Origin of the sequence: Bacillus sp. EAC (assembly GCF_002156875.1) — a bacterium.
GTDB lineage: Bacteria > Bacillota > Bacilli > Bacillales > Bacillaceae_G > Gottfriedia.
The window spans coordinates 48335-60974 of the sequence record NZ_NCSY01000013.1 but is presented as its reverse complement, the minus strand read 5'-3'; the positions used below and the strand labels follow the sequence as shown (position 1 = coordinate 60974).

The window sequence follows — 12640 nt, the reverse complement described above, 5'->3', positions numbered from 1 at the left end:
AGCTTATGCCTTTTTTTATTAATCTATCAATAATAAAAAACCTCGTACTATACTAAATATAATACGAGGTTATTAGTTTATTAGAATCGGCCATATCCTAAGAAGTGAGATTGTACCCAGCTACTACTAATGCTGATTGTACCAATACCTTTACTTCCAGCATGAACCATTTTGTTTCCACCAATATAAATACCCATATGAGATGGACCATTTATATAAGTGTTTTCTAAGAATACTAGGTCACCAGGTTGTGGAGAACTAATTTTAGTCGCTCTACTCCAGTATGATTTTACGTTTGCTCGTGAGATACTGTATCCATTATGTGAATATACGTACCAAATAAATCCACTGCAATCGAATCCGCTTGGAGAAGTACCGCCAAATACATAAGGAACACCTTGATATTGCATAGCAAAGTCTACAATTGCGTTACCTGAAGCAATTGGCCCACCGTCATTATCAGAAACTGATCCACTGCCAGATGATCCATTACTACTGCTGCCAGTATTGCTATTATCATTGTCATCACCATCATTAGATAATTCGGCTAATTCAAGTGATTGTTTTTCAAGTTCTCTTACTCTTTCGTCTTCTTTAGCATCTTGAAGTTCTTTAACTGCTAATTTTAATCTATATTCAGCTGATCTTAATGATTTTTGCTTAGCTGCTTGTGATTTAGATAAATCGCTTTCTTGAGCTACTAAATCTTCTTTAGCTTTTACAAGAGCATCTTTCTTTTCGTCAACAAGTTGTTTTTCTTTCTTAACTTCCGCTTGTTCTGACTCTTGTTCTTTTATGATATCTTGGTCCGCTTGAAAAAGCGTATTAATTGAATTTAAACGATTGAAAAAATCTACAATACCATCAGAATTAAATAGAACATCAGTTACTAAATTAACTTTTGGTTGCTTTTGCATCGCAACTAAACGGTCTTGTAACATTTCATTACGTTTTTCAATTCGATCCTGTAAGTATGTAATTCTAGCATTTTTATCTTTTATGATTTCTTGTGTTTCAGAAATTTCTGCTTTTTTAGCAGCGATTTTTTCTTTAGTTGATTTAATCTGTGAATCTATCTTTTTAACATCGTTACTTAATTTTTTAAATTGTGATTGAAATTTACCTACTTCAGCTTGCTTTTTTTCTACTTTACTTTCAGCATAAACCGAAGCATTTGGCGTTAAAGATACAATTAAAGCACCTGCAATAGCCAGCACTGTAAGTTTTTTTCTAAACATTTCAGCGTGTCTCCTCTCGCTTATCTACTTTGTATTTATACCATAGATTCGCGAAGTGAGTCGCTTTTGTTACAATATTGTAACATAAATGATAAATATGTCTTTATATGTCGATAAATAATAATTCAAAATTAACGAAATAGAAACAAAACTCTTCTATTATCTAATAGAAGAGTTTTCAATGTAAATCATATCATTTTTAACTAAGTCTTTATATGTTTCGCGTCGAACAACTACTCTTGAAGTTCCATCTTTTACAAAAATGACTGCTGGACGACGAATACGATTATAGTTATTTGCCATTGAATATCCATATGCGCCAGTACAAGATACTGCTAATAAGTCATTACTTTCAACTACCGGTAATTCACAGTCCCAGATTAACATATCTCCACTTTCACAGCATTTACCTGCTATTGAAACAACTTCTTTATTTTCATCTTTTCCACGATTAGCAAGCATTGCTTCGTATTTAGATCCATAAAGTGCTGGGCGAATATTATCTGTCATTCCTCCATCAACTGAAACATATTTTCGAATGGATGGAAGATTTTTAGTTGCCCCAACAGTGTATAGTGTTGTACCTGCTTCACCAACGATACTGCGACCTGGTTCTAACCATAACTCAGGAAGTGCATAACCCAATTTTTCACATTCTTCTTTTATAATAGAAGTAATTGTTTCAATATGAGTATGAATAGCTAAAGGTTCGTCTTCTGAAGTATAACGAATTCCGAAGCCTCCACCTACATTTAATATCTCTGCTGTATATTCTAAATCATTTTTTATACCATTTAAAAAGCTAATTAATATATTAATTGCATGAACAAATCCATCTGGTTCAAAAATTTGAGATCCTATATGGGAATGGATTCCCAATAATCTTAAATTTTGAGAATGTATAGAGTTTTCAACTGCTTCATATGCTTGCTTAGACATGATATCAAATCCAAATTTTGAATCTTCTTGACCTGTCATTACATATTCGTGCGTATGCGCTTCTACCCCAGGCGTAACACGTAATAAAATTGAAACAATTTCTCCACGTTGCTCTGCTAGAGCTTGTAAAACTTCTAGTTCAAAAAAGTTATCGACTACAAAACAACCAATTTTTGCATCCAATGCTTCTTCAAGCTCTTCAATAGACTTGTTGTTTCCATGAAAATGAATCTTTTCGGCTGGAAACCCTGCTTGTAGTGCCGTATATAATTCACCGCTCGATACTACATCTAAACAAAGTCCTTCTCTTTCAATTAAACGGGCTTGTTCCATACATAAAAATGCTTTACTAGCATACGCTACTTGATACTTCATTCCTGTCTTTTTTAGCGCTTCATGAAATTCCCTACATTTTGATTCAATTAATGCTTCGTCGTATATATATAAAGGTGTACCATACTGTTCTGCTAATTGAACTGTACTGCAACCTCCAATTTCTAAATGTCCATTGTGATCAATTCGACTAGTACCATGTAAATACATTAATATTCTCCCTTCATAACTAAATGTAAGTTCATTCTAAGAAGCTTCATCAATGTATTAGTGTATTAAAAAAGACACATGAAGGATATGTTCATGTGCCTAGTACTTTTAAATATTAAAAGGATTTAGCCAATCACATCTCTTCAATAGCTCTTCACAAACACATGTGACAGTACTACACTTATTAAATGTAGTCCCAGCAATAAAGCGTGTGGCACTTTACTACTTCGGCATCGAATCCTTTTTCATTTAATCACTGAACCCACAGTTCTCATAAACGATAATCTTATACGATGCAACCTCTACGAATTGATAGTTATTTATTATATTAGTCTATGTATAACATAGTCTAAAATTAGTGTCAAACTATTTTCAGTATAAGGAAGGAATATTACCACATTCCACTACACAAATTTTTCTTTTCAAAATATTATCTTTACTATAGAATATATTTTATGCGAGAAAATAAGGTGATCAAAATGAAAAAACTTTTTGGCAAACAATTAAAATATATAAATTTTAAAAAACAAACCACTAACAACTGTTAGTGGTTTTTCTTTTTTGTTGCACTAGGACAAAACTCTTAACTTAAGTAGAAAAAATTGGTCAGGGGTGATAAGATTGCGTTCAACCAAAATAGCAATCCTTTCGATTTTCAGTAATTCATTCATCGTATTATTAAAATTAGTTGTAGGAATCATTACTGGTTCAGTTGCAATTATCTCAGAAGCAATTCATTCATTATTGGATTTAATTGCGTCAGTTATCGCGTTTTTCTCAGTCAAAATTTCAAATAGACCACCAGATAAAGAACATCCGTATGGGCATGGGAAATTTGAAAATATTTCTGGAACAGTTGAAACAATCCTTATCTTCATTGCAGGTATTTGGATTATTGTTGAATCAGTTCAAAAACTTCTTCATCCGACACCTATTAAACTACCTTTTATAGGCGTTATCGTTATGTTGATTGGGGCACTGATTAACTGGAGAGTTGGTAAAATAGTTAAAAAGGTCGGTGATGAAACACATTCAGTTGCTATGCAATCCAATGCATTACATTTATTAACAGATGTTTACTCATCAGTTGGTGTTGCCATAAGTTTACTATTAGTTAGTTTAACAGGATGGGAAGTACTTGATGCACTTATAGGAATTGGAATCGCATTATATATAATGAAGGAATCCGTAGAGCTTGGTCGAAAATCTTTTACTCCTTTACTTGATACTGGGCTTACATCAGATGAACTTACGCAAATAGAAGAAGTATTACTATCTTATAAATCTCAGTTTATAGAGTATCATGATCTACGCACAAGACGTTCTGGTGCAGAAGAACATATCGATTTTCATTTAGTATTACCATCTAGCATGAGCATTGAAGAGGCCCATATATTGTGCGATAAAATTGAAGATGATATCAAAAAAGTTCTTATCAATCCGAATATTTTAATTCATGTTGAACCTGAAAATGAAAAAGTGAGAAACGCATAGTTTTCGAATCGTTCTTCGAAATGATTTTGATAAACTCAGCTAAAAAACTATAAGCATCCAAAACAAAAGACGCATCTAAATTAGATGCGTCTTTTCTATTATATAATCAATTCATCTGAAGGTTTGTCTTCATCGTTTTCTTTAATTTTTTGGGCTCTTAATGTTACCATCGCATAGCCAATTGCCATGATTATCCCAAAAACATATCCCCCAACAGTAAAGATAATTGTACGAGAATAGTATGCTTTAATTCCATAATTCTCTAACATCCACCACTGGGCAGCCGCAAACAAAATATCTTTTATAATCCAAGCGATCATTAAATAATTAAATAATTTAAATAGAGATGGATGTTTATATAACTTTTTACTTTCTTCCCTATCTTGACCTTGAATAGCTGCAATATCGATCATAAAATAATACGGTAATGGCTTTTTAAGTACTAGTAACAGAAAAAATACTGCGACAAGTGCAAAGTGATAATACACATTGTATAAGATTAAGTTTGATGCCGACCCCGCATACAAATCCACAGCTGTACTAACCGTCATCGTAGAAATAAGAAAAATACCCGTTACATTAAACTGTTTAGTATACCAAAAGCGAAACAACGTATATAAAATCCCTGGAATTGTTGGAACGATCATTGCCCAATAATCTCCAATAACAGGCTTTAAAAATTTATATAAAACAAGCGGAAATACTAAATACAAAATTAGATCGTAAATAATTAAATTACTTTCTTTTTTCATTTTAATAACCTCATTTTTCATATTCTACTTTGCAATAGTTAAAATTGATTATAACAAAAAAATCTAAGAGCAGATACTCTTAGATTTTATCAATTATTGACCAAATGTTCTTTTTAATCCATTTATCAAACCTGAATGTAAACCTTCATGGAAAATATTAAAACTAATCATGTCACGAACAGTTTTAATTTCAAATCCACCTAACTTTATTTCTTTTTTCATTTCTTCATCTAAACGACCTTCATATGTAGAAATAATTTGTTCGATTTGCTTTTCTAATAAAGCAATAATTTCTTCAAAACTAGGAGGCTCACTATTCCAATCACTAGGTTTTGTACCGCCTTTAAAGAAACTAATAACATCTTCAGAAAGGTTAAGTTCATCACCTGTATTTGCATAAAGTAATTGTTCATATGCTGCTAAAATGTGACCAGCATTCCAAAGAATATTATTATTAAATCCTGCGGGTACTTTCTCTACCACGTCTGTTGAAACTGAACTTAATAATCTTAAAGTATAAGATCTCGTAAATTTAAGTTGTTCAAAAATCGAATCTTTCATTCTGTCCCCTCCATTTTCGATATGCTTATATTATCTTAACAGAAAATATTGTTATTTTTCAGCATAAAAAAGAACATTCATTTTCTGAATGTCCTCTTTGAAAAATTTAAAATAATGTATATGAACCAGGTCCAGTTAATAATACACTAACAGCTGCGGCAATGATTAACAAATTAAATTCAAATCCATTTGAACCATTCCAAAATCCGTTTTTCAAATGAACTTTTAAGACGGCCACTAACATCACCAATATGATTAACCATGCTCCAACTGTCGTATAGACACCAGCCGCAACGAAAAATCCGCCTACGAGTTCAGCTGCACCAGCTAAAAATGCAAAAAATGCACCGGGTTTAACACCAATTGATTCTAACCATTGACCAGTCCCTTTAATACCATAACCACCAAACCATCCAAATAATTTCTGTACACCATGTGCCGCTAAAATAATTCCTAAAACAAGTCTTAGAATCAATAGTCCTTCATCAAGCATATCTACACCTCAATTCTCTTTAATTTGAGATATTTATTGCTTAGTAATGGATATTCATAATTTAAAACGAATATGTCAGATATTCATAATAAATTTTTAAAAATAAATCAGTTTTCCTCACTAATTAGAATAGAATAGTATAACATATGATTTCTCTAGTAAAAGGGGAGCCTTAACATGAAAAAAGTCCTACCATTCATTGTCATCAGTTCCTGGATCATTTTGTTACTAGTAGCCTTTCGATATAATTTATTTCATTTATCATTAGAAGAAATAAAACAGCTCATTATCCATTCAACTCTTCCTCCTACAGTTTTATTTTTAATCATTTTCTGTGCTCGAATCTTTTTATTTATTCCAAGCTCGATATTAATTGTAGTTGGGAGTTTATTTTTCAACCCACTCGAAGCGATTGTACTTTCACTTACAGGCATGTTAATAACTGAGTCTATCATTTATGCACTTAGTAGAAGTATTTTAAGTGATCGTATTCAACAATTCATGGAAGAAAAATATCCTTCTCTCAATAAAGAAATTCTATTAAATCGAAAAAAATACTTATTTATTACTGTTGCGACCCCTCTTGCCCCTACCGATGGCGCTTGCTTTATTGCCGCTTCAACGAATATGAAATACTTGTCATACATTCTAATCGTCTTAGCAGGAAATATTCCAATTGCAATCCTTTACACACTATATGGTAATTTTTTATTAGAATATCCATGGATTACACTGTGTATTTCTTTACCAATTTTACTCCTAACAGTTCTGTATTTTTCTATTAGAAGGAAACAAAAAAAGGATATTAATTATTCATCCTGATTTGTTAGATACTATTAAAATTTGATCATCCATTTAATCAGCTACTGGTAACATTTGGATTGATTCACTAAAAAAATCTGATTTCATCTTAATTTTGAACTATAATAAGATTATTAGTAAAATTTAATAAAAGTTCTGGAGGTAAACAATTGGAAACAAATAAGATATTGTCCTCATTATGTTATTTCAGCGTGTTCTTTGCGCCATTTTTATTCCCTATAATCGTTTATTTTGTGGCGAAAGATTTACAAATTAAATCTCATTCGAAACGAGCATTTTTTTCTCATTTGCTCCCATTCATAACAATTGCCATTTTCATTATTATTTCAATCTTTTCATTTGGAAATTTCGACGGTGCCGTCGGATTGACTGTAATAGGATTTGCACTTGCATTCATCATTAATTTAGTAGTATTTATTTGGAATATTGTTCAAGGCATAAAGGTTTTAATGAATCCATAACGACAAAAAACACAGTTCATTTACTGTGTTTTTTTTTTGTGTTTTTTATATGTTTTTCTACATTATTTCTTAGGAAATTGTCTTATTCGACAAATAAAAGAATATTATTCATTTCCTCTTATTCTCCATGAGATGTCATATATACTTCTTTCGCATTCGCTTTTTTAATAGATTTTTTAATAATAAAAGATAGAAGAAAAACGAACAGTATAATGATCGAGCTACCAAAAATCAATTGAGTCGCCGATAATGAAAACAGTTTAGCTAAGTAGACCGAATATGATAACAATGATGAAGTAACCAACTTTGAAATTGAGGCGATTATTATAAATCGCTTAAAAGAGACCTTGCTGATTCCCGCTCCAACACAGATAATTTCATCTGGCAAAATTGGGATAATAAACATCAACGTTAAAATAATGGTTTCATTCTTAGAAACATACTCTTGATACCTTTTTAAATGTTTCTCTTTAACAAACTTGGCTACAAGTTTTAAACCACCTATTCTTGCTAAGAAATACATGACAACTATCCCTGATATAGACCCAAGAAATCCAATATAAGCTCCTTGGAAGGAACCTAACACTGCACTACCTGCTGGTAATGTTACTGCTTCTGGTATTGGTAAAAAGATAGGTTGAAAAAAGCAAATTGTAAAAAATATTAATTTAGCTATCGATATATGATCTATTAATATTCGTTCAACTCCATACGTATCAGCAAAAACTAAAAACTTTGTAATATAAAAAATTAATCCGACTACTGAAATACAAATCAATATCAAGACTAATGCAATTTTCGTTACTTTTAATATCTTTTTGTGATTTGATAGAACAAGATAAAAATCAAGTAATAAGATACTCATTATGGCAAAGGTAAATAGCCCTTTATAGATCGAAACAACCGTAGGTAAAAATTCAAGTAAAAAGAAAATTGATACTGCTGCCAGTAAGACATGTATCGAGAGTTCTTTCATCATATTTTTCTTTTTTTGCATCAGATTAATTAACCCCCTCCACTACTCCGAGATTCTATTTAGCAATCTATCAATTTCGTAAACTACCTCATTTTAATTGTAAATAACAACTTCCATTTCTCATATGCACCTAAGTATTAAATTTAATAAGACTTTAGTCTGAGAGTGAGGGAAATTTTACCTATATTATAATAAATTTTTAAAAAAATGACCAATAGTACACCTTACATCCCATCTCTGAGGTTGAAGTAGAGCATTATACGCTCGATTTCTTTACAAAACTCACTTACGACTATTGAACATTTAACTTAGAGTACTTTCTTTTATACTTTCTTGAAAAAATAATAAGTTCTCTATGAAAATACAAAAAGAGTAGTAACAATTTGTTACCACTCTTTTTCTTCTATTATATTTATAGGCTAAGTTTTTCTTTTCAAAATGAGCCTAATTAAAAATCAAAGTTATCTGGATCAGGACCTACTCGATGATTTTGATTTAAAGCATTTATTTCGCTCATTTCCTCTAAAGATAATTCGAAATCAAATAGATCTGCATTTTCTTGGATTCGATGTTCTTTAATTGATTTAGGGATAATAACAACTCCATTTTGTAAATGCCAACGTAATACAATTTGAGCAATTGATTTATTATGTGATTTAGCAATTTTTAATAACGTTTCATTCTCAAATAATTGTCCTTGCATTAATGGTGCCCATGCTTCTACTTGAATTGAATTTTCTTTTAAGAATTCTCTTAATTCTACTTGGCTTAATAAAGGGTGTAGTTCAACTTGGTTTACCATTGGCATAATTTCTACATTCGACATTACATCTTTTAAGTGGTGAATTTGGAAATTGCTCATACCAATAGCCTTAACTTTTCCATTTTTATAAAGTGTTTCAAGTGCTTTCCACGTATCAACGTATTTGCCTTCAACTGGCCAATGTATTAGATAAAGGTCTAAATAATCTAGTCCTAATTTTTTTAAGCTAAGTTCAAATGCTTCTAAAGTTGATTCGTAGCCTAGATCCGCATTCCATACTTTTGAAGTAATAAATAACTCTTCTCTGCTTAATCCATTCTCTTCAAGAGCCTCTTTTATACCTTGACCAACGCCTTCTTCGTTTTGATAGATAGCTGCTGTATCAATACTACGATATCCATTTCTGATTGCCGCTTTAACTGAATCAACAACAATTTGTCCATCTTCAACTTGAAAAACGCCTAATCCTATAGTAGGCATTTCGATTCCATTATTTAATGTAACGTGATTTTTAATTCTATTAGTCATTTTTTCTATCTCCTTTTATATTCAATTTCAATACTGATGATTTGACATATTTTTAATTGGTTGTTTTAGTAAAATTTGTAGCTATTAAAAAAGTAATTCGTCGATTTCCACTCCAGGATGCTCGCTTTTCCGTGGGGCGGGCGATGAGCCTCCTCGGCGCGCCTGCTAAGGTCTCATCTTTCCCGCTACTCCCACAGGAGTCTCGCATATCCGTTTATCATTTTCTTTATTTACGGTTTGTTTTAAAAACAACAATCTTTTAGAAAAGAGCCTTTTAATTAGAGGGATTTTAATTTTCTTTTTTCTAGTGCTGCACTCCATAAACTTAAAAGAACTGCTCCAAAAACCATTAATCCACCAATCCATGGTGTATGAGTTAATCCGATTGAATCAACAATTAATCCACCAACGAAAGCACCAATTGCAATCCCCACGTTAAATGCAGCGATGTTTAAAGCTGAAGCAATATCAACAGCTGAAGGAACATATTTCTCAGCTAATTTAACCACGTATATTTGTAATCCTGGGACATTCATAAATGCTAATAATCCTAAGAAGAAAATAGTAACAGTCCCAACTACTTTATATGGAGCTGTAAACGTTAAAATCACGAGTATAATTGCTTGAATTAGAAACATCCAAGTTAATGCTTTTAATGGATTTTTATTCGCAGCCTTTCCACCGAAAGTGTTTCCTAATGCAACAGCAACACCATATACAAGTAAAATGATACTTACAGCACTTGGTGCAAAACCTGTAATTTTTTCTAATATGGGTGTTAAATACGTGAACGCAACAAATGTACCACCATAACCCAATGCTGTAATGGCAAACGCTAATAATAATGGACCATTCGTTAGTATTTTGAAGTTATCACTAAGCTTTGAAGCAGGTGCTTGTTTAATGTTTTTAGGAACTAGTATTGAAATTGCAATGATTGCTATGAATCCTAAAATGGCAACTGCCCAGAAGGTTGATCTCCATCCAAAATGTTGACCGATAAAGGTCCCTAATGGCACACCTGTTACAGTAGCAACGGTTAAACCAGTAAACATAAATGCTATTGCACTAGCTCTTTTATTTTCTGGCACTAAATCAGCTGCAATCGTTGAACCAATTGAAAAGAAAACACCATGAGAAAATGCTGTTATAATTCGAGCAACTAAAAGTAATCCAAAACTTGTCGAAATTGCAGCGACACTGTTTCCTACTATAAAAATAATCATTAAAAGCATTAATAATGATTTTCGATTCATTTTGTTTGTTAAAGCTGTTAAAATCGGTGCCCCAAAAGCAACACCCATTGCATACCCTGAAATCAATAAACCTGCCAAAGTAATCGAAATACTAAGGTCGTCCGATAGTGTTGAAAGTAATCCAACAGGAACAAATTCAGTTGTTCCAATTCCGAAAGCACTAATTGCTAGAGCCATTAAAGCTGGAGTCCCAGTTTTTTTCTCTTGACTATTTATCGCGTGAGCAGTCGAACTCATTTAAGAATCCTCCTTGTATAATATATTTTGTTGTTCAATTACTTTAGGGACATGGCGCCTAAAAATTATGTCCTTTTAGTAATAACAGAAAATATGAACCATAAATTGTAGATACTTTTTCATACATATTAAAAGAAACTCTACAATTGACTAATGTTGTATATTGATGTCCTGTATTGATCATCAACTAGTTGTCATTATGAACTACTCTAGAAACGATGAGAAGTATGCACTTTGAAGTGATATAGTTACTTTTTAGTAACATTTTTGAAAATAAAGGAATTTTTATAGAAATTTTTTGGAAAAAAATATAAATAACGCTGAAATCTACACAGTATCGACTAAGAGTGGTATGATATTTTAATCACATAAATGAACATGTACTGGCTATTTTGAAAGATAGTGTATAAAAGGATCGTACTAGTAAAAAAATATTGTATGGGGGCATTATGATGAAAAAATATAACATTCCAGTAGAAGCTTCGTTAGATGTTATTGGAGGCAAATGGAAGGTTGTAATCCTTTGTCATTTAATAAAAGGTAAGAGACGAACGAGTGAATTAAAAAAGTTGATGCCTAACATCACTCAAAAAATGCTTACTCAACAATTAAAAGAGCTACAAGAAGACAATATTGTTAATAGAGAAGTATTTAATCAAGTTCCTCCAAAAGTTGAATATTCTTTAACTGAATATGGATGGTCACTTAAAGAAGTATTAGATTTATTATGTTCTTGGGGTGAACACCACATTGAACAAATGTATCCTGATAAAAACGAAGTGCTTCTTTCACCTGTAGAAGACGAAGTCACTTTATAATGTAAAATGATCGGATGAAAAAAACTCCTTTTTTATAAGAAAAGGAGTTTTTTATTTACTAAATTAAATCTAATTTATTTTTTATTAAACAGTTAAAAATCTACTTTTATTCTTTGACCCTTTTGTATAACTTTTTGATTGTCATCAAGTACATCACTGGTTGTAATCTCTAACCAATTGAGCCTAGGTGAAGTTTTTTCCACTATAAAACCTAAGGCACCTTGCTTGGAGCTGTTTGCAGCAATCTCTCCACCTAAATATTCAATATAAAAATCATCTTTAAATACTTTTTCTTCACTATTACTAGTAATCAAATGTGAAACAGGTCCAAATCGTACATTTTCACTTGAATGATTAATCAATTCTACCTCTACTTTTACAAATTCAAACTCCTCATAATGTTCGGTGTAATAATGAAAATAGTCCATCAAGGAATATGTCGGTAAATTATGAATTAGTTTCACATTTTTAATTTTCATTTCGATTGGACCAATATGAAATGATTTATTCAAAGCAGCTAATCCATTTAAAGTCACTTCACCCTTATCATCTTTTATTATTTGTCCTATTTTTAATAATTTTGTATCATCTGTTACTTGAGGGTTCGGTACATAAATATCTGATAGTGATTTTGCTTTGTGCTCGATAGTTGAAGCTTTATCCGATTGAGTATGATCGGTATTAACATGTTGTTTATCAGTATCTTGCACAAAGTTACATCCACTTAACATCGTAAATGCTAAAAACATTGGAATCATT

The 12640-nt window shown here is 31.6% G+C and carries 13 protein-coding genes and 1 riboswitch; of the genes, 4 read left to right on the top strand and 9 right to left on the bottom strand.

The window, feature by feature from the left end; genetic code table 11:
• Positions 1-80: 80 nt before the first annotated feature.
• Entirely contained in the window at positions 81-1238 is a 1158-nt protein-coding gene (locus tag B7R65_RS18435; protein ID WP_088044307.1) for a C40 family peptidase, read from the bottom strand.
• Positions 1239-1397: 159 nt separating this feature from the next.
• A complete protein-coding gene (gene lysA / locus B7R65_RS18430) occupies positions 1398-2720 on the bottom strand; it encodes a diaminopimelate decarboxylase (protein WP_088044306.1) in 1323 nt (440 codons plus the stop codon).
• A 139-nt stretch (positions 2721-2859) separates the two neighbouring features.
• Positions 2860-3033, bottom strand: a riboswitch (Lysine riboswitch).
• 308 nt (positions 3034-3341) lie between these two features.
• Here lysA and B7R65_RS18425 point away from each other — a divergent pair.
• Positions 3342-4214, top strand: coding sequence for a cation diffusion facilitator family transporter (locus B7R65_RS18425; protein WP_088044305.1), 873 nt, complete (start codon positions 3342-3344; stop codon positions 4212-4214).
• Between the two features lie 98 nt (positions 4215-4312).
• Here B7R65_RS18425 and B7R65_RS18420 read toward each other — a convergent pair whose 3' ends face one another.
• From B7R65_RS18420 to B7R65_RS18410, 3 genes are all read right to left on the bottom strand, one after another.
• Positions 4313-4966, bottom strand: a complete 654-nt coding sequence (locus B7R65_RS18420; protein ID WP_088044304.1) for a VC0807 family protein — start codon at positions 4964-4966, stop codon at positions 4313-4315.
• 93 nt (positions 4967-5059) lie between these two features.
• Positions 5060-5527: a DinB family protein gene (locus tag B7R65_RS18415; protein WP_088044303.1), complete on the bottom strand. Its 468-nt coding sequence runs from the start codon at positions 5525-5527 to the stop codon at positions 5060-5062.
• Positions 5528-5633: 106 nt separating this feature from the next.
• The gene (locus B7R65_RS18410) at positions 5634-6020 is read right to left on the bottom strand and encodes a DoxX family protein (RefSeq protein WP_088044302.1); all 387 of its coding nucleotides are present in this window, start codon (positions 6018-6020) and stop codon (positions 5634-5636) included.
• Between the two features lie 177 nt (positions 6021-6197).
• On the opposite strand from B7R65_RS18410, the gene B7R65_RS18405 reads away from it, so the two are divergent.
• Complete coding sequence (locus B7R65_RS18405) at positions 6198-6842, top strand: TVP38/TMEM64 family protein (protein ID WP_088044301.1); 645 nt, start codon at positions 6198-6200, stop codon at positions 6840-6842.
• A gap of 149 nt (positions 6843-6991) precedes the next feature.
• On the top strand, positions 6992-7303 hold the full coding sequence (locus B7R65_RS18400; RefSeq protein ID WP_088044300.1) for a magnetosome magnetite crystal formation protein family: 312 nt from the start codon (positions 6992-6994) through the stop codon (positions 7301-7303).
• Between the two features lie 118 nt (positions 7304-7421).
• Here the strand turns inward: B7R65_RS18400 and B7R65_RS18395 are convergent, their stop codons facing one another.
• The 3 genes from B7R65_RS18395 to B7R65_RS18385 all read right to left on the bottom strand — a co-directional run bounded on the left by B7R65_RS18395 (position 7422) and on the right by B7R65_RS18385 (position 11063).
• Entirely contained in the window at positions 7422-8300 is an 879-nt protein-coding gene (locus tag B7R65_RS18395; protein ID WP_256941405.1) for a TVP38/TMEM64 family protein, read from the bottom strand.
• A gap of 427 nt (positions 8301-8727) precedes the next feature.
• A complete protein-coding gene (locus B7R65_RS18390) occupies positions 8728-9570 on the bottom strand; it encodes an aldo/keto reductase (protein ID WP_088044299.1) in 843 nt (280 codons plus the stop codon).
• A 278-nt stretch (positions 9571-9848) separates the two neighbouring features.
• Positions 9849-11063 carry an MFS transporter gene (locus tag B7R65_RS18385; RefSeq protein ID WP_088044298.1) on the bottom strand — a complete coding sequence of 405 codons (1215 nt, stop codon included), beginning with the start codon at positions 11061-11063 and terminating at the stop codon, positions 9849-9851.
• A 452-nt stretch (positions 11064-11515) separates the two neighbouring features.
• Between B7R65_RS18385 and B7R65_RS18380 the strand changes: the two genes are divergently transcribed.
• Positions 11516-11881, top strand: coding sequence for a winged helix-turn-helix transcriptional regulator (locus tag B7R65_RS18380; RefSeq protein WP_088044297.1), 366 nt, complete (start codon positions 11516-11518; stop codon positions 11879-11881).
• A 92-nt stretch (positions 11882-11973) separates the two neighbouring features.
• Here B7R65_RS18380 and B7R65_RS18375 read toward each other — a convergent pair whose 3' ends face one another.
• A complete protein-coding gene (locus B7R65_RS18375; RefSeq protein WP_256941408.1) occupies positions 11974-12639 on the bottom strand; it encodes a DUF4352 domain-containing protein in 666 nt (221 codons plus the stop codon).
• Between the last annotated feature and the right edge of the window lies 1 nt (position 12640).

What these genes read in the sequence shown, in the direction of transcription:
- B7R65_RS18435 (WP_088044307.1), bottom strand. Translation starts at nt 1,238, where the DNA reads ATGTTTAGAAAAAAACTTACAGTGCTGGCTATTGCAGGTGCTTTAATT.
- lysA (WP_088044306.1), bottom strand. Translation starts at nt 2,720, where the DNA reads ATGTATTTACATGGTACTAGTCGAATTGATCACAATGGACATTTAGAA.
- B7R65_RS18420 (WP_088044304.1), bottom strand. Translation starts at nt 4,966, where the DNA reads ATGAAAAAAGAAAGTAATTTAATTATTTACGATCTAATTTTGTATTTA.
- B7R65_RS18415 (WP_088044303.1), bottom strand. Translation starts at nt 5,527, where the DNA reads ATGAAAGATTCGATTTTTGAACAACTTAAATTTACGAGATCTTATACT.
- B7R65_RS18410 (WP_088044302.1), bottom strand. Translation starts at nt 6,020, where the DNA reads ATGCTTGATGAAGGACTATTGATTCTAAGACTTGTTTTAGGAATTATT.
- B7R65_RS18405 (WP_088044301.1), top strand. Translation starts at nt 6,198, where the DNA reads ATGAAAAAAGTCCTACCATTCATTGTCATCAGTTCCTGGATCATTTTG.
- B7R65_RS18395 (WP_256941405.1), bottom strand. Translation starts at nt 8,300, where the DNA reads ATGCAAAAAAAGAAAAATATGATGAAAGAACTCTCGATACATGTCTTA.
- B7R65_RS18390 (WP_088044299.1), bottom strand. Translation starts at nt 9,570, where the DNA reads ATGACTAATAGAATTAAAAATCACGTTACATTAAATAATGGAATCGAA.
- B7R65_RS18385 (WP_088044298.1), bottom strand. Translation starts at nt 11,063, where the DNA reads ATGAGTTCGACTGCTCACGCGATAAATAGTCAAGAGAAAAAAACTGGG.
- B7R65_RS18380 (WP_088044297.1), top strand. Translation starts at nt 11,516, where the DNA reads ATGAAAAAATATAACATTCCAGTAGAAGCTTCGTTAGATGTTATTGGA.
- B7R65_RS18375 (WP_256941408.1), bottom strand. Translation starts at nt 12,639, where the DNA reads ATGATTCCAATGTTTTTAGCATTTACGATGTTAAGTGGATGTAACTTT.